Here is a 21,061-nt window from a genome sequence, read left to right as displayed (position 1 = left end):
TCAACTTTTCTTGCTGTTCCTTATTATGCGGTTAATCGAAATAAGGAATAAAAATGACAGAAATCACTTTAGATAATAAGCGTGAAAGCCGTTTGCTTTACTTTGCCGGTTGGCGCGTGACGGATATTGCCGATAAATTGAATTTACCTGTTTCTACGGTTTCCAGTTGGAAAGATAGGGAAAAATGGGACGATGTAGCCCCTGTCGGACAGGTTGAGGCAACGTTAGAGGCTCGTTTGAGTTTGCTTATTATGAAGGAGCAAAAAACAGGTCAGGATTTTAAGGAAATTGATTTGCTCGGTCGCCAAATGGAAAAAATGGCACGAATTAAAAAATACAGCAATGGCGGCGGTAATGAACGGGATTTAAATCCGAAACTGGATAAACGCTACACCGCAGAACGCAAATACCGTGATAAAAATCCGATTGACCCGGAGCAAGAAGAAAAACTAATTAACGGTTTTTTTGACGGCATTTTCCAATATCAACGTCATTGGTATGACGCCGGTCTGAAACATCGTATTCGGGAAATTCTCAAAAGCCGTCAGATTGGTGCGACTTATTATTTTGCTCGTGAAGCCTTTGTGGATGCACTAAAAACCGGGCGCAATCAAATCTTTTTATCCGCCAGTAAAAAACAAGCGTTGCAGTTCCGTTCTTATATCACCGCTTACGCCAAAGAAAAAGCCGACCTTGAGCTAAAAGGCGAAACTATTCTGTTACCCAATGGAGCGGAGTTGATTTTTCTCGGTACGAACTCGGCAACAGCGCAGTCTTATCACGGCAATTTATATTTTGACGAATATTTTTGGGTGCCGAAATTTGGCGAAATGCGCAAAGTGGCAAGTGCTATGGCATCTCAAAAACAATATCGTCAAACCTATTTTTCCACGCCGACAACTAAAGCGTCTGAAGCCTATCAATTTTGGTCAGGCGAGTTATTTAATAAACGCCGTGCCGCAGCGGACAAAGCGGAATTTGATATTAGTCATAAGAATTTGCAAAACGGCAAACTGTGCGCAGACCGTCACTGGAAACAGATTGTAAATATTTATGATGCGGAAAATGGCGGTTGCGATTTATTCGATATTGAAGAATTGCGTTTTGAAAACTCGACGGAAGAATTTGAACAGCTGTTTATGTGTCAGTTTGCCGATGATAACAGCAGTATTTTTAAATTCGCCGATTTACAAGCCTGTCAAGTGGACTCTTATGAAGAATGGTTGGACTTTAAGCCTTTTTATATTCGCCCTTTCGGTAATCGTGAAGTATGGATTGGTTACGACCCGGCATATACCGGCGACCGTGCCGCCCTTGCCATTGTTGCGCCGCCAAGAGTAGAGGGCGGTGATTTTCGGGTATTACATAATGAGACCTTTCACGGCTTAGATTATGAGAAACAGGCGGAAAAAATCAAACAGTATTGCCAAAACTACAATGTGACCAAAATCACCGTTGACCGCACCGGTATGGGCGACGGGGTTTATCAGTTGGTGAAGAAATTCTTTCCGTCTGCGGTCGGTCTGACTTATGACCTGAATTTAAAAAATGAAATGGTGCTGAAAACTTTAAATTTAGTTCAAAAACGCCGTTTAAAATTTGACGGCAAAGAGATTATCAACAGCTTTATGACCATAAAACGCCAAGCTACCCGAACAGGGCGACAAATGACCTATGTTTCCGACCGTTCGCAAGATGCCAGTCACGGCGATTTGGCGTGGGCAATTATGCACTGTATTTTAAATGAAAACTACGGGGGCGGTAACAATCGTAGCCAATCCAGCGTATTTACTTTTGAATAGGAAAAAATGATGAGTAAAAAACAAAAAACTCCACAAAAAACAACCGCACTTTCTTTCACCTTTGGCGACCCTGTGCCGGTATTGGACGGAGCGGATATTTTAAGTTATTTCGAAAGCGTGTTGATGTATCAGAAATATTATTCGCCACCGGTAGATTTTAACGGCTTGGCACGGGCGTTTCGTAGCACGGCACATCACCAAAGTGCGATCACTGTGAAGAAAAATATTCTACTTTCCACCTGTAAAACCACCGCACTTTTACCACGCACGGAACTTGAAAAACTGGTGAATGACTATCTGATTTTTGGTAACGGTTATCTTGAAAAAACCGTTAACCTTTGGGATAAAACCGTCAAACTTACCGCACCGTTGGCAAAATATATGCGCAAAGGTGTTGAGCAAGGGATTTATTATCAAATCGCTAACGGATTAAATGAACATCAATTTGATAAAGACAGTATTTTTCATTTAATTAGTCCGGATATTAATCAGGAAATCTACGGCTTACCCGATTATTTTTCTTCTCTGCAGTCGGCATTTTTAAATGAAAGTGCGACTTTGTTCCGCAGAAAATATTATCAGAACGGCGCACACGCCGGCGCAATTTTATATTTAACCGACCCGATGCAGAATGATGACGATGTAGAAAAAATCAAAGATCAGTTAAGACAAGCCAAAGGTAAGGGCAATTTTAAAAATCTGTTTATCCACTCGCCAAACGGTAAAAAAGACGGTTTACAGGTTATTCCTTTGTCGGATGTGGTCGCAAAAGATGAATTTATCAATATCAAAAACACCAGCCGTGATGATATTCTCGCTGCGCATCGTGTCCCACCGCAATTAATGGGCATTATTCCGACCAATACAGGCGGTTTTGGTGACGTAGAAAAAGCCGGTAAAGTGTTTTTTATCAATGAAATTAAACCATTGCAACAACGACTGGAAGAGATTAATCACTGGGTCGGTGAAAGGGTTATTGAATTTATGCCTTATGAATTATTGAGTGAAAAATAACTGCACTTATAAAAAATCCCGATAAATAACTATCGGGATTTTTAAAAATTTGCTTGCATTTGGTTGGGTATCCAACTATAATGTAACTGTTTTCAGCAATAGTGCTGAGAACGAGCCGGTGCGGACCTTTAATCTCACCGACTTTTGAAGGGATAATAAGATGTTAAGATACATTATCCTTGTTATCATTCTCTTAGTAATCAGCTCCCCAGCCTACTAATTGATTGATAACTAAGTGGGGCGGGAAACCGCTCCACTCTTCAAAACGAATACTAAGGAAATATTATGGCATTGTCAAGAACTGAAATTGTAAACCGTAGCAACGCAAAGCGTGGTATAAAGCAAAAAGCCTTTAAGTTACACGAAAGCACAATCGAATTAATCGAGCAGTTGGCAAAGCAACACAATATACCGCAAAACCAGTTAATCAAATTAGCAGTTGAAAAATTCGCTGAAAAATCAGTTTAAAACAAGGGCGCTTCCGCCCTTTTTTATCGCCTAAAAAACATCCCCCTGTTTACCTGTCTAATAAATAGATCCCTTTAATTTATTATACAAATTAGCTAATACAACCCAAGCGAAAAAATAAATTTTTGCTGATTTTTTGCACGTTCCCTCCGCCCAAAAATCGCAGCTAAGCCCCCGCCACGCCCGCACATTAAATAGATCGGTTTCAACGCAGAATAGCGATCCTTTAAAAGCCTTTTGGCTACTGGTCTAGTTTAGATCTTTAAATCAGATCCTTATAACGCAATACAACGCACAAAAACGCAATTTTTAGATCCTTTTTAATTGATAAAAATCAATAAAATGTGGAAAAGATTAAATCTATAAATATTGTGCCATTTTGCACACAGCCTAAATTAACTTATTAATTAACAAGAAAAAGTATTGCCGGCCTTAGGCACCAATAATAGATGAACTTAAAAAAACAAACCGCTCAACCGAGCGGTTTTTTGTTATAGCCAGACTTTGTCTAGCTATACTAAAAAAGTAAGGCGAACCTTGCTTTATTATTTAACGGGAAATATTTGTTCCTTTGGGTAAGAATTCAGTGATAATTGCATAACCGCCTACGACAATAAATCTGACAGAATGACCGTTCTTTATTGGTAAAATATGAAATGCACCATCGTTATATGCGCCGGCGGCATAACTCAATTTTTGTGTTAATTCGACAATATCATCAAAAAACTTTTGCGCAATGTCATTACTCATACTGTTTCTTTTGATATAGTCCGCTTTTTTCAGTAATTGTCGGTTGGCTCGGTCTGACCATTTAACAATATAATCGGTTTTCATAGTTCCAATGTCTGTTTTAAGCCGGCTAGCACTTCATCATTATCCAATAATTCAATTTCACCGTTGATAATTTGCATTAAGAAAACTTGTTCATCACTTAAATTATCAGTTAAAACAGGTGTAAGTTGCGGTTGCATAAGTTGCGCTTGTGGTGTGGTATTGTGCATAAATTTCCCCTCTATTTTAGCCATTCTATCACCAACAAATTACAACATCAATTTTGGTAATCCTTTCCTTAATGATGCACATAACGGTTTATTCCAAAATTTTGTGAATATTGCTTGTTTTTTCTATACTTCTATTGAACGAAGGTAAGTTGATTAATTATTTCTTTGGATTTGCGGTACTTGTCTGGTTTTATTTTTTAAACGCTAATAACAAAAAACGTTGCGAATAATCGGATAACCGTATGATTCGCAACGTTTTGCTTAGGATGATCTTAAGTGAAATTTAGCCTTTTACTTCATCACGACTTACAGCAAGCGGCGAGAAGGTTTGGGCGACGGGCATTATTTCTATGCGATTGATATTAACGTGAGGCGGTTGTTGATAAATCCATAGAATAGTATTGGCGATGTCTTCCGGTTGAATGGATTTAACGCCTTGATAAACGCCTGCGGCTTTTGCATCATCGCCTTTAAAACGCACATTGGAGAATTCCGTACCGCCGCATAAGCCCGGTTCGACATTGGTGACGCGGATTTTCGTGCCTGCCAAATCAGCGCGTAAATTCAGGCTGAATTGTTCGACGAAGGCTTTGGTTGCACCGTAAACATTGCCGCCCGGATAAGGGTAAGTACCGGCGATCGAGCCTAAATTAATGATGTGCCCTTGGTCGGCTTCGACCATTTGTGGCAAAATTTGTCGAGTGAGGTAGGTTAAGCCGATAATATTGGTATTGATCATCGTTAGCCAATCATTGAAATTCGCTTTATGGGCGGCTTCCAATCCTAATGCCAAACCGGCGTTATTGACTAAAAGCTCGATTTTTTGCAAATGTGCGGGCAGAGTTGAAAGTGCGGTGTTAATTTTATCCGGATCGGCAACATCCATTTGCAGCGGATAAAATTTTTCGCCTAATTCCTGTTGTAAATCCGTCAGTTTGTCTAACCGACGTGCCGCGCCGATCACTTGATATCCTGCATTGATAAAGGCTTTGCAGATCGCTTTGCCGAAACCGGCGGATGCGCCGGTGACTAAAATCGCCATACTTTTCTCCTTTAGATTTTACTTAAGTAGTTTTTTCCTAATGCGTTCATTTGCCGCATAATCCAACGTTGTTTTCTTTTGACATAATAACTCGGTTTATTGGCTTTGAATATAATCGGGTTAGGCAGTACTGCAGCAAGCAACGCTGCTTCTTGCTGCGTTAAATCTTTTGCAGATTTTTTAAAATAATGTCGGCTTGCCGCCTCTACGCCGAAAATCCCGTTGCCGAATTCGGCGATATTAAGGTAAACCTCCAGAATACGTTTTTTCGACCATAATATTTCAAGCAGCGTTGTCGTCGGCACTTCTAATCCTTTGCGAAGCCAACTTTGCCCGTGCCATAAGTATAGATTTTTTGCCGTTTGCTGTGAAATCGTCGAGCCGCCGCGAATTTTTGCCGAACGCTGATTATGTTTTAATGCGCTTTCAATCGCATTCCAATCAAAACCGCTGTGTTCGGGAAAACGCTGATCTTCTGCAGCGATCACGGCGAGTTGCATTTGCCACGCAATATTATCAAGACTTGTCCATTGATAGTTGATGGCATAAGGTTCGCCCTGCAGCAAATGCACCGTTTTTTGTTGTACCATATAGGCGGAAAAAGGCAATGGCACAAAACGGAAAAACAGGGTAATGCCGCACAGAAATAGAAAAAAATAACACAACCAACGTGCTAAATTGTTGAACAATTTGCGCTGAAGTGCGCGAAAAGGAAATTTACGGAGTTTGCTGCGCATCAAGTTGTTCTTTTATCCATTCCATAAAATCCGGCGGCATTATTTTGATCATATTGGAACCGCGCGTAATCGTCGCCGCACTGGTGTTCAAATTTTGTTGAATTTCTCGTTGCGACAGGGATTTATCCAATAATTGTGCGACGATTTGTAAGCGTAATCCAAGCGTGTCGCGTTCGTCGGCGGTCAACAATAAGGTTAACAGATCTTGTTCTTTTCCTTGTTCGAAGGCGGTGCGTAGCATCGCGATAAACGCCGTCCATTGTTCCATATTGCGGCTTACATACATAATGTTGCTCCTTTCGATAAAATCGGGAACGATAGATTCCCGCTGAATAGCCTAACGCCGAAACGTATCGCTATAATGTACAAACTATTATACTAGTATAATCGATTATATTCCTCTTGGGTAAATTTTTGTAACGCTTGACCTTGTAAAATTTGATAATAATAGGCGTAGGCGAGTACATTTTGTACATAGCTGCGAGTTTCGTAAAAAGGAATCGAGGCGGCAAATTCCGCCATTGTCTGCGATCCGTTCGATTTTGACAGCCAACTATCCACCCGATTCACCCCGGCGTTATAAGCGGCGGCGATTAACAAACGATTATTGCCGTATTTGTCGTAAAGCTCCTGCAAATGTGCCGTGCCGAGCATAATATTCTGAAACGGATCGAACAAATCGTTTTCGCTCTGATAAGGTAATTGAAATTTTTGCGCGGTGAGTTTCGCCGTACTCGGCAATAACTGCATTAAACCGCGCGCATTGGCGGAGGATTTCGCTTGCGTTTTCCACGCACTTTCTTGTCGCGCGATTGCCATTGCAAAAGTGCGGTCGATTTTTTTATCTTTTAGGAACAAATCAAACCAATCGATATAAGCGCTTGGTAAACGCAACCGAATGAAATCCCAAGATTTAGCCTGAATCGTCGCTTCCACTTGTAAATCGTACCAATTCTTTTCTTCCGCATAACGGGCGAGTGCCATTTTTTGCTGCGTATCGGATTGGTCTAATAACGCTTGCCATTCTCGATTAGCATTTGTACTTTCATTGAAATAGCGCAATTCTTCAATGCGCGCCAAAGGTTCCGCATAGATTTCGGCAATCGCTTTTTCCGTCGGATTCGGGATAAATTCCGTCATCTGCGGTTTATATTCAATGCCTAATTCTTGTGCGGCAAGCATCGGATAAAAGCCGCGCGCATTAGTTTGCATTTGTCGAAAAATGCTTTCGGCTTGCGCGTCGTTGCCTTGTCGTTGCAGCATTTTTGCCGACCAATAACGCCATTCGTCTTTCTTTTTAGCCGTTTCGGACAATAAATTCAGCCATTGGGTTAAATCGGTTTTTTCGCGAATCGCGCTACGAATTCGGCGCTCCGTCAGTTTATCGTCTTTGAGTTTAACTAATTCTTGATCTCGCCATTGTTGTAATTTATGGTTTTCGCTATCAAAAAATTGTGCGAGGAACAGGCTTTTCCACGCGTCGGTTTGTTGCGGTGAAAAGCGGAATTTTTCTGCTAACGCGCTAAGCGGCTCGAAAGGATCGTCGAGATTTAATTCCGATTCTTTGTAGGTTTTGATCAACGCCGGCATTAGCGCGGCTAAAATGCGCTTGTCTTGCGGATTGTCCGCCGACAAGGTACGCAAATTCAACGCGCTGTTTTCACTGCGTAATCGTTGCGGCGATTTGGCTAACTGATAAAGTTCATTTAAGTGATTTTTGAGTTCGGCGTCCGGCGCGAATTTTTCCAGCTGAGCAAGTAAGGCGATATTATTTTTTTCTAGCGCCGACAGCGCGCGTTCTTTGAGTAACTCTGCGGTAATATAGCCGTATTGCGGGGCGAAAAGCACCTCGCATTGTTTCGGCGGATTATCGGCGGTAAGCAAAAGGGTTTCCACTTGCGGCGTGAAAAGTGCGGTAGGTTTTTGTTGCGTTTTTGCCGTTTCGATTCGCGCGTGCAACACAATGCATTTTGAGGTCAAATCTTTCGGCAAATCGGTTTGATTCGTTAAAATTTCCGCGAAATCTTGCTGTTTATATTTTTGTAACAACCAATTCTTTTTCAATTCGACGGTGAACGGAAAAGTCGGATAGCGTTGTTGAAATTCATTAATATTTTGCAACGTCAACGCGGTTTTATCTGCGTTAAGCAAGCGGTATTCCACATAAACCGCTAAAGGATAATCGCGAATGCGTTCGGCTAATTCATTGATCAATGCTTTTGTACCGCTACTTTGCGAGAGGGCGTTCAGTTGAGTTATTTTACCGTAAATTTCTCGTGCCGCTTGGCGTTTTTGTTGGGTTTGCAAGGTGTTTTGTAAGGCGGCAAGTTGTTGCTCGGCTTGTTGCAATGCCGATTCGGCGGCGATAAGCGCTTTGTTGTCGGCAGCCGAATTTTTCGCCGGCGTTTTATTATCGGCAGCGAATACACCGAATGAAGATAGGCATAAAATACTGAGCAAAAAACCTGTTTTTTTCATTAAAATCCACCTTATAGCTGAAACAGCCAAACTTTTTCCGAATAAAATAAAACCCGACAAAATCGGGTTTTAAAAATAACCGAAATTTAGACCGCACTTTAAAGGAAAAGTGCGGTGGAAAATTTAAGGGATTTCGTCCAGACCTTCTTTATCCACTTTTTGCACGATCATATGTTCGCGTTTTAAGCCGAAATCATAAGCAAGCGCGATGGCAATGAAAATGGAAGAATAAGTCCCGAAGCCGATCCCGATTAATAATGCAAGGGAAAAGCTATGGATGCTCGGTCCGCCTAAAAAATATAACGCAATCACAACAAATAGAGTGGTGATAGAGGTCATTAATGTTCTTGATAAGGTTTGGGTTAAGGAAACATCAATGACATCAATGGTATCGATTCGGCGAATTTTGCGGAAGTTTTCACGCACGCGGTCGAATACCACGATACTGTCGTTTAAGGAGTAACCGACCACCGACAGAATCGCGGCGACGAAGGTGAGATCCATTTCGATCTGTAAGTAAGAAAACACGCCAAGGGTAACGATCACGTCGTGCGCCAATGCCAACACGCCGCCGGCGCCTAAACGCCATTCAAAGCGCATTCCCACATAGGCGAGCAACATTAATAATGTGGCTAATGTGGCGTAGATCGCCCCTTGGGTTAATTCTTCACCTACATTCGGGCCGACGAACTCGACGCTGCGAATTTGGATGCCGTTATCCAATTTACTCATCATATCTTGGATGCGATTACCGATAGTGGCGTCGCTTGCGGTCGCCGGCAAGCGGATCATTACGTCGCGCACACCGCCGGTGGTTTGCACTAAGGCGCTTTCGATGCCGTTTTCTTTCAATGTGGTACGGATTTTATCCAAATCCGCCGGTTGAGAGAAATGGGTATCAATAATGGTTCCGCCGGTAAAATCCAAGCCCCAGTTAAATCCTTTAGTAAAGATGAAAAAGAAACAAGTTGAAATTACGATAATGGAGAATAAATAACCCCATTTGCGGAATTTCATAAATTCAATCAGTTCAAAAGGTAATTTAACGCCTCGGAACTCGTGAACTTTTTTGTTACTTGATAATAAACTCACAATGTTATCCTCACGCTAAATCGATAATTTTTCAACGCGTTTGCCGCCGTAAATTAAATTCACCAGCATACGCGTACCTGTGATGGCGGTAAACATTGAAATCGCCACACCTAATGAAAGAGTGATCGCAAAGCCTTTCACCGGACCGGTTCCGACGGCATAAAGCACGATTGCCGTGAGAATGGTAGTCAGGTTAGCGTCGAAAATACTGGTGAAAGCGCCGTTATAGCCTTCGTGAATGGCTTGCTGCACCGAACGACCGTTACGGATTTCTTCTTTAATCCGTTCGAATATCAATACGTTGGCGTCCACGGACATCCCGACGGAGAGAATAATCCCCGCGATACCCGGCATTGTTAAGGTTGCGCCCGGTAATAAGGACATTAATCCGACTAATAACACCATATTGGCAAGCAATGCGATATTGGCGAAAATACCGAACAATTTGTAATACACCAACATAAATAATACGACGATACCCAAGCCCCAAAGACCGGCTTCTAAACCTTGAGCAACGTTTTGCGCGCCTAAAGACGGACCGATTGTACGTTCTTCAACAATTTGAATCGGTGCGGTTAAGGCGCCGGAACGTAATAACACGGAAAGATTTTGCGCTTCCGCCGGGCTGTCGATACCGGTAATTTGGAATTGGCTGCCGAAACGTCCTTGAATGGTGGCGACGTTAATTACTTCTTCGTGTTTCGCTAAAATGGTTTTGCCGTTTTCGTCTTTTTCTCCGCTGTCTTTATATTCGACATACAAGGTCGCCATTGGTTTTTTCAGATTCAGTTTGGTGGTTTGCGACATAATTTCGCCGCCTTCCGAATCCAATGTTACGCTTACTTGCGGAGACGAAGTATTTTGATCCACGCCCGATGTGGCGTTGGTAATATGTTCGCCGCCGAGTACCGCGCGTTTATACAATACGACTGGATTGCCGTGGCGATCGAGTTTCACTTCGGAATCGGACGGCACCATTCCGCGCGCCGCCGCATCAAGATTCGCATTCGGGTTAACCAAACGGAATTCTAATGTCGCGGTAGCGCCCAAAATTTCTTTGGCGCGCGCCGTATCTTGCACACCCGGTAATTCCACCACGATACGCTCCGCACCTTGGCGTTGAATCACCGGCTCGGAAACGCCCAATTCTTCAACACGACGACGCAAAATGCTTAAGTTTTGTTCAATGGCTTGATCGCGCGCTTCTGCGAGGGCGCTATCGGATAATCCTAAAGAAAGGGTATTATTCGATATTTCTTTAATATCAAGCGTCGGATGTTGTTTACGCAAGAAACGTTGCGCGTCGGAAAGTTGTTCCTGTTTGGTAAGCGTGACTTGCGTGCTGAAATTATCTGCAGAACGAATAGCAGAGTATTGGTATTTTTCTTTACGCAATTCGGTACGCAAGCTGTCTTGTAACTGTTCTTGACGTTTGGTCAAGGCGGTATTCATATCCACTTCCATTAGGAAGCGCACACCGCCGCGTAAGTCCAAGCCCCATTTCATCGGGCTGCCGCCTATATCGGTCAACCATTTCGGTGTCGCAGGTGCAAGGTTTAACGCAACGGAATAATTATTGCCTAGTTTTTCAGTAATTTTATCTTTGGCTAATAATTGATCATCCGTGTTGTTAAAACGGGCGAGAATCGAGCCGTTTTCCAACACAATGGATTTAAGCGGTAAATTATTTTCGGCAAGCAGGGTTTGAACATCACCGAGTTCTGCGGTTTTGACTTCTTGTCCGCGTGTGCCTGAAATTTGTACGGCGGGATCTTCACCGTAAAGATTTGGAAGAGAGTATAAAAGACCAATGGCGATCACGAGGATCACCATTAGATTCTTCCATAAAGGGTAACGATTTAACATAGATTTCCTGTTCCCTTGCGGAATAAAAAATTAGAGAGATTTTAATGAACCTTTCGGTAATACGGCGACGATAAAATCACGTTTGATGGTAATTTCAGTCGTGTCGTTTAACGCTAAAACCACATAATCGCTTTCCGCGCTGATTTTGCTGATTTTACCGATAATGCCGCCGGAAGTAAGCACTTCGGTGCCTTTCGCTAATTCCGCCATTAATTGTTTATGCGCTTTGTTGCGTTTCGCTTGCGGACGATAAATCATAAAGTAGAAAATCAAACCGAAAATCACGAAAATAAACAACATTGACATTGGACTACCTTGTTGAGCTTCCATTTTTTTATCCTTCTTATTAAGTGAGTTAATTGAAATTTAATGAAAAAAATCCCGCATAAAATAGCATAAAACGCGCTTAATGTGAAAATATCTTTTTATTTCACCGCACTTTTAGCTTACTTTCTTCGCATTGCCATTATCTCGCCGATATCTTGCAATAAATGCACGGGAATATATTGCCGACCGAGTTCGAATAGTGGTTCTTCAAGGGCGATATGACGGTCGTAACCGGCGATAAAACGATCGACTTCCGTTTGATCGATGCGATCGATTTCGCCCGCCGATAAATCTTCCAAAAGCCGGCGTAATTTCGCCCAATTTTGATGTAAGAGAAGATGTTCTTGCTCTAAAAGTCGGATATTTTGCAAGGTTTGTTCCGCCAAGTGCGGTGGAATATGCGCGAGTAATGTCGGGAAAAAATCCTTTTCTTCATCATCGTGATGAAGCGGCGCGGCTTGGTTAAAATAAGTTAAAATCTGCTTTACGTCGTTTTGTACCGCTTGGTTTATGCCGTGTTTTTCCAAATAACTCGGTAAAAGGGAAAGCTGGCGGCAAAAGCGTTTGACTTTACCGTGGCAGGCGTAAAGCATTTCGATCGGCTGTTCCCAGCTGGCGAATTGTTGCGGTTCGGAGATATTGAGCATAATGTTCTTCATCGCTTAATGTGAGATTTTAGGGCAAATGTCAATTTGCCCCGTGATATTATTTTTCCGACTGTAACGGCGGAACCGGTTTACCGATTTTGGCATAAAATTCCACCACGAAATCATCAAAACGATCTTCTTCGATGGCTTGGCGAATTTGTGCCATTAGACGTTGATAATAGCGCAGATTATGGATAGTGTTTAGTCTTGCACCCAAAATTTCACCGCACTTATCCAAATGATAAAGATAAGATTTGGTGTAATGTTTACAAGTATAGCAATCGCATTCCGGATCGAGCGGACTAGTATCGTCGCGATATTTCGCATTACGAATTTTCACAATGCCGTCGCTGACGAATAAATGCCCGTTGCGCGCGTTACGCGTCGGCATTACGCAATCGAACATATCAATGCCGCGACGCACGCCTTCCACCAAATCCTCCGGTTTGCCCACGCCCATTAAATAGCGCGGTTTATCCGCCGGTAGTTGCGGGCAAACATATTCTAAAATGCGGTGCATATCTTCTTTCGGCTCGCCCACGGCAAGTCCGCCGACCGCATAACCGTCGAAACCGATATTCACCAATCCTTCTAAGGAAACTTGGCGTAATTCCTCGAACACACCGCCTTGCACTATGCCGAACAGGGCGTTTTTATTGCCCAATTCATCAAAGCGATCACGGCTGCGCTGTGCCCAACGTAGGGACATTTCCATTGATTTTTTGGTGTAATCGAAGGTGGACGGATAAGGCGCGCATTCGTCGAAAATCATCACAATGTCAGAGCCTAAATCGTACTGAATTTCCATTGATTTTTCCGGCGATAAAAAGATTCGTTCGCCGTTAATCGGATTTTGGAACTTCACGCCCTCTTCGGTAATTTTGCGCAATTTGCCCAAGCTAAAGACTTGGAACCCACCGCTATCGGTTAGAATCGGGCGATGCCATTGCATAAAATCGTGCAAATCGCCGTGTTTGCGCATTACTTCCTGACCGGGACGTAACCACAAGTGAAAGGTATTGCCCAATAAAATTTCCGCACCTGTCGCGCGCACTTCTTCCGGCGTCATTCCTTTCACCGTACCGTAAGTTCCCACCGGCATAAACGCCGGCGTTTCAACGGTAAATTCTCCTTGCGGGCGATGAAAAGTCATCGTGCCTCGACGTGCAACGCCGTCGGTTTTATGTAATTTAAATTGCATTGTATTTTCCTTTGTTAGAGAAACAGTCTAACTCAACGGACTTTCGTCCTACTATTCGGCTTTTTCAATAAACATTGCGTCGCCGTAACTAAAAAAACGATAGCGATTTTCTACCGCACTTTTATATGCCTTCATTGTATGTTCAAAACCCGCAAAAGCGGAAACCAGCATAATCAGCGTACTTTCCGGCAAATGGAAATTGGTGATTAAACAATCGATCACACGGAATTTTTTGCCCGGATAAATAAAAATCGAGGTATCGGAAAAATAAGGTTCAAGCAGCTGCGTTTTTCCGTTTTCTTCGGCAAAAAGCGCCGCACTTTCCACTGAGCGCACGGAAGTCGTGCCCACGGCTATCACGCGTTTACCAGCGGCTTTAGTGCGTAAAATCGCCTCCACCACTTCTTGCGGTACTTCTACATATTCGGCGTGCATTTTGTGATCTTCGATATTTTCCACCCGAACCGGCTGGAAAGTACCCGCACCGACGTGCAAGGTCACAAAGGCAAACTCGACGCCTTTGGCTTTTAATTTCGCCAACAATTCGTTATCGAAATGCAAGCCGGCGGTTGGTGCCGCCACCGCACCGGGTACTTTATTATACACGGTCTGATAACGTTCTTTGTCCGCGTCTTCATCTGGACGATCAATATAAGGCGGCAATGGGATATGTCCGATTTGTTGTAACACCTCTAAAAGTGCGGTGCTTTTATTGCATAATTCCAACTCGAACAAACTTTCGTGACGGGCGCGCATTATCATTTTTACACCCTTTCCTTCACCGAGTTTATCCTCGCCCAATACCAATTCCGCACCTTCTTTCGGTGATTTGGAAGAACGAATATGCGCCAAACAACAATGTTCGTCCAACACACGTTCTACCAACACTTCGATTTTTCCGCCGCTGGCTTTGTGCCCGAACATTCTGGCGGGAATTACGCGGGTATTGTTAAAAATCAGTAAATCGCCTTCATTGATCAAATCGACGACATCGGCAAAAGTGCGGTGGGAAATTTCACCGTTTTTCCCGTTTAACTGTAATAAACGGCTGGATGTTCTATCGGCTTTGGGGTAGCGAGCAATCAACTCGTCGGGTAAATGAAAATAAAAATCGGAAACACGCATAATGATTTTATCGGTTAAAAAAAGGTAGTGGCGTAGTCTATTGCGATTTTGCCGAGAGTACAAGAAAAAATCCCGTTTTCTTTTCTACTGGTAAAAAAAAAGCCCTTTCAAGGGGGAAAGGGCGAAATATTTGGAGTCATACTTTTTAAGGGTATGAAAGAATTATACTCATAAATTTTTACATTTGCAACATTTATTTAACAAAATAACGCAAAATTTATCCAACTTTCTTTTCGTGCGGATTTCTCGTATCCGCATTGACCAAATTACGCATTAACAAGGCATAATCCAGAGAAATATCTTGCGGGACATCTAAAAAGACGAAATGTCCGTCGCCTAATGCAGCTTCTATCGGTTGGTTTTTGCGGTTTAGCATTTGTTCGATTTTGAAGACGATATTGCCGTTCGGGGTCATTAATTCCACTTCGTCGCCGAGTAAGAATTTATTTTTCACCGCCACTTCCGCCATTCCTTGTTCGTTGCGTTTGCCGGTGAATTCGCCGACGAATTGTTGGCGGTCGGAAATGGAGTAGCCGTAGTCGTAATTTTGATATTCATCGTGTGTGTGGCGACGCAAGAAACCTTCCGTATAGCCTCTGTGGGCGAGGCTTTCGAGTGTTGTCATTAAACTTTCGTCGAACGGTTTGCCGGCGGCGGCGTCATCAATGGCTTTGCGATAAACTTGTGCGGTTCGGGCGCAGTAATAGAAGGATTTGGTTCGTCCTTCGATTTTTAATGAATGCACGCCGATTTGCGAAAGTTTTTCAACGTGTTGTACGGCGCGTAGATCTTTGGAATTCATAATATAGGTGCCGTGCTCGTCTTCAAATGCGGACATTTTTTCGTCCGGACGTTGACCTTCCGCCAATAAAAAGACTTTATCGGTCGTGCCGCCTTCGCCTAAGGTCGGTGCAACGTTTTTCACCGGAATTTCTTCTCCGACATTGATGATATTGCCTACCTCGTCTTCTTTGCCTTCTTCGACGGAATATTCCCAGCGGCAGGCGTTGGTGCAAGTGCCTTGGTTCGGGTCACGTTTATTGATGTAGCCGGAAAGTAAGCAGCGTCCGGAATATGCCATACATAGCGCACCGTGGACGAAAATCTCGATTTCGATATCGGGAACCTGTTGGCGAATTTCGGCGATTTCTTCAATGGAAAGTTCGCGTGATAAAATTACGCGGGTTAAACCCATTTGTTTCCAGAATTTCACCGTCGCCCAGTTCACCGCGTTGGCTTGCACGGAAAGGTGAATATCCATTTGCGGGAAATGCTCGCGCACTAGCATAATTAACCCCGGGTCGGACATAATTAACGCGTCCGGTTGCATATCGATGACCGGTTGTAAATCCTTAATAAAGGTTTTTAACTTGGAATTATGCGGCGCGATGTTGACGACTACATAGAATTTTTTGCCGAGTGCGTGTGCTTCGTCAATGCCGATTTTTAAATTGGCGTGGTTAAATTCGTTATTACGCACGCGTAAGCTATAGCGCGGTTGACCGGCATAAACGGCGTCCGCACCGTAAGCAAAGGCGTAACGCATATTTTTTAAAGAACCGGCGGGTGAAAGCAGTTCGGGTTTAAATGTTGTCATAAGTTTCTCTTTTATCTGATTACAGGTCAGTAGCTTGCCGAAGGCAAACCGTTCAGGCAAGGTATTGTAGGGAGATTTTCGCTGTTGTAAAGTAAAAGTGCGGTGAAAAATAACGAAATTTTTCACCGCACTTGATGTGGATAAAGAATCTATTGCGCCGTTTCATTCGGTTGAGCAGATTCGATCGCAGGCTCGGTAGGCTGATTCGGCTCGTCGCTTTCCTCATCGTTAAATTGCCATTCCGGTATTTCTTCTTCCGGTTCGATTTGAACCGGCGGTTTGCCGTTAATTAGCACGCCGTCAGCGGTGTTTTCCCAATGGAGTTTATAGCTATCATCCGTTTCGACAAAATACGGATTTAATTTGTCTTTCTGTTTCAGTTGATGCGCAAGCGCCTTCCAGAACGGATTTTCATCGATTAATTTCGCTTTGATTTGCTTATCGTCCGTTAAAAGCGTTTTCGGTATGGTTAAGGTGAAATCCGACAGAATACTTTCCATTCTTTCCTCGATTAGCGCTTCTTGGGAGGCACGATTATTTTTTATCGGCGGAACATCCAAATTCAGCTCGGCGCTAATCGGCGTTTTATCGGTATTCGGAATGGAATTGACGTCTGCACTGAGTTTCGCTTGTTTAACGGACAACCCTAATTCACGCAACGGCGTATCAATAAGTTCATTGAGCGTTTTTTCCGACAAATTATGCAGACAATTCAGTGCAAACAGTTGGTTCGAACATAAATAAAGCGGCAATACGCTGTCGAATCGCTCCACAATGAGCGGTAAATCCAGTTTAATATCATTTACTTCGATTGCGTCAGCTTCATTGCGATAACGTTCGATCTGTGTGGTAAAATTCACTGTATATTGATTTTCACCGCTCGGCATTTCCGAATAATCCGCGCCGATACCTTTCAAATCGATACGATTCGGTAACTCTAGCGATTTCAGGGTTAATTTTGCGCGATTTTTTTCGTTGAATGTGCGACTGAATTCGTTCAATGAATCTAAAAACGCTTTATTGTCTTTATTCGCCGTGAAGTTTTCGGGTTGATTCGCATTTTTTAGCAAGCCGAGCGCTTGTTTCAACCAATTCAAGCGAGCGGTGAGATTGCTATCGGTCGCTTGCTGTTCAAAGCGCAAACCGTTCAGCGCGATTTTTTCGTCGTTCGGCAAATTCATCTCCAACGCGCCGAGCCCGAAAGCAAGATTGGTTTCCGCGCGTTGTTTATCGGCATAATTGCCTTTGTAGGTTAAATCGGCATTTTTAAATGAAACAAAATTTTGTCGGTTTTTCGGCGAAGTAAAACCGGCAAGGGTAATTTTTGCCTCGGAGGTCTGATTGCTAAACAGCAAATCGGATAATAAATTAATCAGTTTTGTATAATCGGCGTTTTCTTTATGTAACTCATTGAATAAGTTACCGAATAATACATTATTCGGAATGCCGTTTTGCACGGCGGTAATTTGTAATCCGTCGAGCTGTGTTTTATCTTCGCGATTATTTTTGCCGGAAAGAGCGATTTTTTCGCCCGAAACATAAGCGGACAAATTATAGGTATCGGCGGAAACGGATTTATTGACGGCATATTGCACGTTATTTAATTGAATATTCGTATTTTCACCGTCGAGCAAATAAATATCCGCATTATTTAAAGATAGTTCCAATTCGGCGAGATCATATTGACGATTGCCGATCGGAACCAGTGTCAGATTGGTTTTAATGCCGTTGATTTTGGAATTAGCATCATAATTAAATCCGCTTAAATTGCCTTTTATTTCCATAAATTGTGTTTTGGAAGCGAAATTCAGATCGATTTCCAACACTTGTGATTTATTGGTTAAATCACGAAATTGGCTGGAAATGCCGGATTGTAAATAATCACCGATCACGGAAAATTTGCTGTTGATGATATTTTTATCAATGGTAATGTTTAATTCGCGCACAAAATCGGGCGGCAATGCGGATTCCGCCGTTACGGCGAACGGAAGTGCGGTCAATTTCGTATTGATAATATCGGTTTTATCGGCGTCGGCATTTTCAACGCTGAACACTAACTCGCGATTAAAAAAGTTTTTATGGGTTTGGGTGACGTTTAACGTCCATTGATCGCGTAAATGATAAGGAAAATTCTGTAAAACTTGGTCGATTTTATAATTGGTATAAAATTGAGCGCCCACACCTAAAGCGAGTGCAATGACGGATAACGTCAGGGTTATTTTGGTTTTTTTACTCATCTTTATTCTCAGACCTAAGAAATGTAATATTGACAAAAGTATAGCGAATTCAACAGGCTACTACAAATAAGTTTACTATGAATTTGATTCATTAAAATAATGAAATTTTTGAAATTGACACATAGTCATTTTTTTATTACTTTTAACATACAAAAATATCACCTCGCAACGGAGCGACGCAATTATGAGCTATGCCAAAGAAATTGACACATTAAATCAGCATTTAACGGATATTAATGGAAAAATTAACGTTTCCTTTGAATTTTTCCCGCCGAAAAACGAAAAAATGGAAAATATTTTGTGGGACTCCATTCATCGGTTAAAAGTGCTAAAACCGAAATTCGTTTCCGTGACTTACGGTGCAAATTCCGGCGAACGTGATCGTACGCATAGCGTGGTAAAACGCATTAAACAAGAAACCGGTTTGGAGGCGGCGCCGCATTTGACCGGCATTGACGCAACACCTGACGAATTAAAACGCATTGCGCAAGATTATTGGGATAACGGCATTCGTCGTATTGTGGCGTTGCGCGGCGACGAACCGAAAGGCTATGACAAAAAGCCGTTTTATGCTTCGGATTTGGTGGCATTATTACGTTCCGTCGCGGATTTCGATATTTCCGTCGCCGCTTATCCGGAAGTGCATCCGGAAGCGAAATCGGCGCAGGCGGATCTCATTAATTTAAAACGCAAAATCGACGCGGGCGCAAACCACGTCATTACGCAATTTTTCTTCGATATCGACAGTTATTTGCGTTTTCGTGATCGTTGCGCCTCAATCGGTATCGATGCGGAAATCGTGCCGGGCATTTTACCGGTAACGAATTTTAAACAGCTACAAAAAATGGCGGCAATCACCAATGTGAAAATTCCGAGTTGGCTGGCGAAAATGTACGAAGGATTGGATGACGATCAAACCACGCGTAATTTGGTTGCGGCGAGCGTTGCAATGGATATGGTGCGCGTTTTATCGCGCGAAGGCGTAAAAGATTTCCATTTCTACACCCTCAATCGCAGCGAATTGACTTATGCTATTTGTCATACTTTAGGCGTGCGTCCGACGTTATAGATTTAACGAAAAATCGTTGTTTTTTACCGCACTTTTTCAATAAATCAAGTCGAAACACCGTTGCCGGTAACGAGAAAAATCGTTACCGGCAACGATTTGTTGCGGGATTGATTATGCGTCGATTAAAAGTTGCAAGGATAAAGATTCGTCATAACCCTCAAATTCAAGTCCCGTGCCGATCATAATTTTCGCTTTCGGCGCTTGTTCGCCGATTAATTCACCGATAAGTGAAAATTGTTCTAAGGAAAATGACATTCCCGATACAATCATCACCAGAATGAATTGTGCCGCGCTAAGATCCGTCTTATCTTGCGATAAGAAATGATTTAGCTCCTGTTCTAAATTAGCATAATGAAAATCTTGCGAATAAAATCGAACCGATTTTTTATCTATCGTTTTCTGAAGATCCGACAAATCAATGTTAATTAAACCGGGATTAATCGTTGCCGCGGCAATCATTTGATGAAGTTTGTTCAGTTGGGTTTCTTTCAGATGAATGATCCCGTCAGCAAAATCCGCATCTTGGCGGGATAAGTTTTGCTCGGTCAGATTAATCAAATAGAAAAATTGAAGATTTGCTTTAAGAGATGCAAGTTTCTTTAATTCCGCAATATCGTATAAAACGGCGAAAGTCAGCAGCGGTTTCTTCTCATTCGTTCGAGAAATTTTTTGCTCGAAAGCTGTGTAGGAAAGAGTCTCAAAACTGTAATCTTCAGGTGGATCAAAATTTTCGCTTTCCGCCGATTCGATAATCCAAATTTGTTCAATGTGTTGTGTGGTCATAATCTCTCCTAGTTGTTTGTATGGTAGAATTAAAGCATAACATAAAGTTTATAGAATAAGGCGACAGCTTGTGTCGTAGAAAAATTTTTGGATAAATTAAGAAACAATCACCCTCGTATTTTTGCGCAAGTGCGGTCGTTTTTGTGAGAATTTTTCGCTGAAACAGGATAAAAAAAGACCGCACTTTAATCGTGCGGTCACAGTTTATTGACAAAGTATACTTAAGTAGGATGGGCTTTAGCCCATCATATTGAAATAATCGTATTTTTTGATGGGCTGAAGCCCATCCTACACTAAAGCATAATATAAAGTCTATAGAATAAGGCGACAGTTTGTGTCGTAGAAAAATTTTTGGATAAATTAAGAAACAATCACCCTCGTATTTTTGCGCAAGTGCGGTCGTTTTTGTGAGAATTTTTCGCTGAAACAGGATAAAAAAAGACCGCACTTTAATCGTGCGGTCACAGTTTATTGACAAAGTATAATTAAGTAGGATGGGCTTTAGCCCATCATATTGAAATAATCGTATTTTTTGATGGGCTGAAGCCCATCCTACACATAAAATACGATTTAAA

The 21,061-nt window shown here is 42.5% G+C and carries 19 protein-coding genes; 4 read left to right on the top strand and 15 right to left on the bottom strand.

Features of this window, described 5'->3' with window-relative positions:
- Window positions 1-53: 53 nt before the first annotated feature.
- The 3 genes from CVP04_RS10665 to CVP04_RS10655 all read left to right on the top strand — a co-directional run bounded on the left by CVP04_RS10665 (window position 54) and on the right by CVP04_RS10655 (window position 3,284).
- Window positions 54-1,802, top strand: a complete 1,749-nt coding sequence (locus tag CVP04_RS10665) for a terminase large subunit domain-containing protein (protein WP_100297498.1) — start codon at window positions 54-56, stop codon at window positions 1,800-1,802.
- Window positions 1,803-1,811: 9 nt separating this feature from the next.
- Window positions 1,812-2,816 carry a phage portal protein gene (locus tag CVP04_RS10660; protein ID WP_100297497.1) on the top strand — a complete coding sequence of 335 codons (1,005 nt, stop codon included), beginning with the start codon at window positions 1,812-1,814 and terminating at the stop codon, window positions 2,814-2,816.
- A gap of 285 nt (window positions 2,817-3,101) precedes the next feature.
- Entirely contained in the window at window positions 3,102-3,284 is a 183-nt protein-coding gene (locus CVP04_RS10655) for a hypothetical protein (RefSeq protein WP_100297496.1), read from the top strand.
- A gap of 549 nt (window positions 3,285-3,833) precedes the next feature.
- Here the strand turns inward: CVP04_RS10655 and CVP04_RS10650 are convergent.
- From CVP04_RS10650 to CVP04_RS10590, 14 genes are all read right to left on the bottom strand, one after another.
- Window positions 3,834-4,118 (bottom strand): type II toxin-antitoxin system RelE/ParE family toxin, encoded by a 285-nt coding sequence (locus CVP04_RS10650; protein WP_100297495.1) that lies wholly within the window; start codon window positions 4,116-4,118, stop codon window positions 3,834-3,836.
- Complete coding sequence (locus tag CVP04_RS12170; RefSeq protein ID WP_133118489.1) at window positions 4,115-4,309, bottom strand: hypothetical protein; 195 nt, start codon at window positions 4,307-4,309, stop codon at window positions 4,115-4,117. The genes CVP04_RS10650 and CVP04_RS12170 overlap by 4 nt, the downstream gene beginning before the upstream one ends.
- A 259-nt stretch (window positions 4,310-4,568) precedes the next feature.
- Window positions 4,569-5,327: an SDR family oxidoreductase gene (locus CVP04_RS10645; RefSeq protein ID WP_100297494.1), complete on the bottom strand. Its 759-nt coding sequence runs from the start codon at window positions 5,325-5,327 to the stop codon at window positions 4,569-4,571.
- Window positions 5,328-5,338: 11 nt separating this feature from the next.
- Entirely contained in the window at window positions 5,339-6,064 is a 726-nt protein-coding gene (gene mtgA / locus CVP04_RS10640) for a monofunctional biosynthetic peptidoglycan transglycosylase (RefSeq protein ID WP_100297493.1), read from the bottom strand.
- Window positions 6,045-6,350, bottom strand: a complete 306-nt coding sequence (gene trpR, locus CVP04_RS10635; protein WP_100297492.1) for a trp operon repressor — start codon at window positions 6,348-6,350, stop codon at window positions 6,045-6,047. The genes mtgA and trpR overlap by 20 nt, the downstream gene beginning before the upstream one ends.
- 92 nt (window positions 6,351-6,442) lie before the next feature.
- The gene (locus CVP04_RS10630) at window positions 6,443-8,542 is read right to left on the bottom strand and encodes a transglycosylase SLT domain-containing protein (protein ID WP_100297491.1); all 2,100 of its coding nucleotides are present in this window, start codon (window positions 8,540-8,542) and stop codon (window positions 6,443-6,445) included.
- Window positions 8,543-8,665: 123 nt separating this feature from the next.
- The gene (gene secF / locus CVP04_RS10625) at window positions 8,666-9,559 is read right to left on the bottom strand and encodes a protein translocase subunit SecF (RefSeq protein ID WP_423738305.1); all 894 of its coding nucleotides are present in this window, start codon (window positions 9,557-9,559) and stop codon (window positions 8,666-8,668) included.
- Between the two features lie 90 nt (window positions 9,560-9,649).
- Window positions 9,650-11,500: a protein translocase subunit SecD gene (gene secD, locus CVP04_RS10620; RefSeq protein ID WP_100297489.1), complete on the bottom strand. Its 1,851-nt coding sequence runs from the start codon at window positions 11,498-11,500 to the stop codon at window positions 9,650-9,652.
- 30 nt (window positions 11,501-11,530) lie between these two features.
- A complete protein-coding gene (gene yajC, locus CVP04_RS10615; protein ID WP_100297488.1) occupies window positions 11,531-11,830 on the bottom strand; it encodes a preprotein translocase subunit YajC in 300 nt (99 codons plus the stop codon).
- Between the two features lie 116 nt (window positions 11,831-11,946).
- Entirely contained in the window at window positions 11,947-12,474 is a 528-nt protein-coding gene (locus CVP04_RS10610) for a hemerythrin domain-containing protein (protein ID WP_100297487.1), read from the bottom strand.
- A 58-nt stretch (window positions 12,475-12,532) separates the two neighbouring features.
- Window positions 12,533-13,675 carry a tRNA guanosine(34) transglycosylase Tgt gene (tgt, locus tag CVP04_RS10605; RefSeq protein ID WP_100297486.1) on the bottom strand — a complete coding sequence of 381 codons (1,143 nt, stop codon included), beginning with the start codon at window positions 13,673-13,675 and terminating at the stop codon, window positions 12,533-12,535.
- 51 nt (window positions 13,676-13,726) lie between these two features.
- A complete protein-coding gene (gene queA / locus CVP04_RS10600; protein WP_100297485.1) occupies window positions 13,727-14,800 on the bottom strand; it encodes a tRNA preQ1(34) S-adenosylmethionine ribosyltransferase-isomerase QueA in 1,074 nt (357 codons plus the stop codon).
- 217 nt (window positions 14,801-15,017) lie between these two features.
- A complete protein-coding gene (trhP, locus tag CVP04_RS10595; RefSeq protein WP_100297484.1) occupies window positions 15,018-16,397 on the bottom strand; it encodes a prephenate-dependent tRNA uridine(34) hydroxylase TrhP in 1,380 nt (459 codons plus the stop codon).
- Window positions 16,398-16,546: 149 nt separating this feature from the next.
- Window positions 16,547-18,634 carry a hypothetical protein gene (locus CVP04_RS10590; RefSeq protein WP_100297483.1) on the bottom strand — a complete coding sequence of 696 codons (2,088 nt, stop codon included), beginning with the start codon at window positions 18,632-18,634 and terminating at the stop codon, window positions 16,547-16,549.
- A 184-nt stretch (window positions 18,635-18,818) separates the two neighbouring features.
- Here CVP04_RS10590 and metF point away from each other — a divergent pair, with 184 nt between their 5' ends.
- Window positions 18,819-19,703: a methylenetetrahydrofolate reductase gene (metF, locus tag CVP04_RS10585; RefSeq protein ID WP_100297482.1), complete on the top strand. Its 885-nt coding sequence runs from the start codon at window positions 18,819-18,821 to the stop codon at window positions 19,701-19,703.
- Window positions 19,704-19,814: 111 nt separating this feature from the next.
- On the opposite strand, the gene CVP04_RS10580 is transcribed toward metF, so the two are convergent.
- Window positions 19,815-20,486: a hypothetical protein gene (locus tag CVP04_RS10580; protein WP_100297481.1), complete on the bottom strand. Its 672-nt coding sequence runs from the start codon at window positions 20,484-20,486 to the stop codon at window positions 19,815-19,817.
- Window positions 20,487-21,061: the final 575 nt, after the last annotated feature.

It is taken from the genome of Caviibacterium pharyngocola (assembly GCF_002795405.1).
GTDB classification, from domain to species: domain Bacteria; phylum Pseudomonadota; class Gammaproteobacteria; order Enterobacterales; family Pasteurellaceae; genus Caviibacterium; species Caviibacterium pharyngocola.
Note: the sequence above shows the minus strand (reverse complement) of the source record. Positions and strands in the feature narration are given on the sequence as shown.

Coding starts and splice junctions, on each gene's coding strand:
- CVP04_RS10665 (WP_100297498.1), top strand. CDS start 54: ATGACAGAAATCACTTTAGATAATAAGCGTGAAAGCCGTTTGCTTTAC.
- CVP04_RS10660 (WP_100297497.1), top strand. CDS start 1,812: ATGAGTAAAAAACAAAAAACTCCACAAAAAACAACCGCACTTTCTTTC.
- CVP04_RS10655 (WP_100297496.1), top strand. CDS start 3,102: ATGGCATTGTCAAGAACTGAAATTGTAAACCGTAGCAACGCAAAGCGT.
- CVP04_RS10650 (WP_100297495.1), bottom strand. CDS start 4,118: ATGAAAACCGATTATATTGTTAAATGGTCAGACCGAGCCAACCGACAA.
- CVP04_RS12170 (WP_133118489.1), bottom strand. CDS start 4,309: ATGGCTAAAATAGAGGGGAAATTTATGCACAATACCACACCACAAGCG.
- CVP04_RS10645 (WP_100297494.1), bottom strand. CDS start 5,327: ATGGCGATTTTAGTCACCGGCGCATCCGCCGGTTTCGGCAAAGCGATC.
- mtgA (WP_100297493.1), bottom strand. CDS start 6,064: ATGCGCAGCAAACTCCGTAAATTTCCTTTTCGCGCACTTCAGCGCAAA.
- trpR (WP_100297492.1), bottom strand. CDS start 6,350: ATGTATGTAAGCCGCAATATGGAACAATGGACGGCGTTTATCGCGATG.
- CVP04_RS10630 (WP_100297491.1), bottom strand. CDS start 8,542: ATGAAAAAAACAGGTTTTTTGCTCAGTATTTTATGCCTATCTTCATTC.
- secF (WP_423738305.1), bottom strand. CDS start 9,559: ATGAAATTCCGCAAATGGGGTTATTTATTCTCCATTATCGTAATTTCA.
- secD (WP_100297489.1), bottom strand. CDS start 11,500: ATGTTAAATCGTTACCCTTTATGGAAGAATCTAATGGTGATCCTCGTG.
- yajC (WP_100297488.1), bottom strand. CDS start 11,830: ATGGAAGCTCAACAAGGTAGTCCAATGTCAATGTTGTTTATTTTCGTG.
- CVP04_RS10610 (WP_100297487.1), bottom strand. CDS start 12,474: ATGCTCAATATCTCCGAACCGCAACAATTCGCCAGCTGGGAACAGCCG.
- tgt (WP_100297486.1), bottom strand. CDS start 13,675: ATGCAATTTAAATTACATAAAACCGACGGCGTTGCACGTCGAGGCACG.
- queA (WP_100297485.1), bottom strand. CDS start 14,800: ATGCGTGTTTCCGATTTTTATTTTCATTTACCCGACGAGTTGATTGCT.
- trhP (WP_100297484.1), bottom strand. CDS start 16,397: ATGACAACATTTAAACCCGAACTGCTTTCACCCGCCGGTTCTTTAAAA.
- CVP04_RS10590 (WP_100297483.1), bottom strand. CDS start 18,634: ATGAGTAAAAAAACCAAAATAACCCTGACGTTATCCGTCATTGCACTC.
- metF (WP_100297482.1), top strand. CDS start 18,819: ATGAGCTATGCCAAAGAAATTGACACATTAAATCAGCATTTAACGGAT.
- CVP04_RS10580 (WP_100297481.1), bottom strand. CDS start 20,486: ATGACCACACAACACATTGAACAAATTTGGATTATCGAATCGGCGGAA.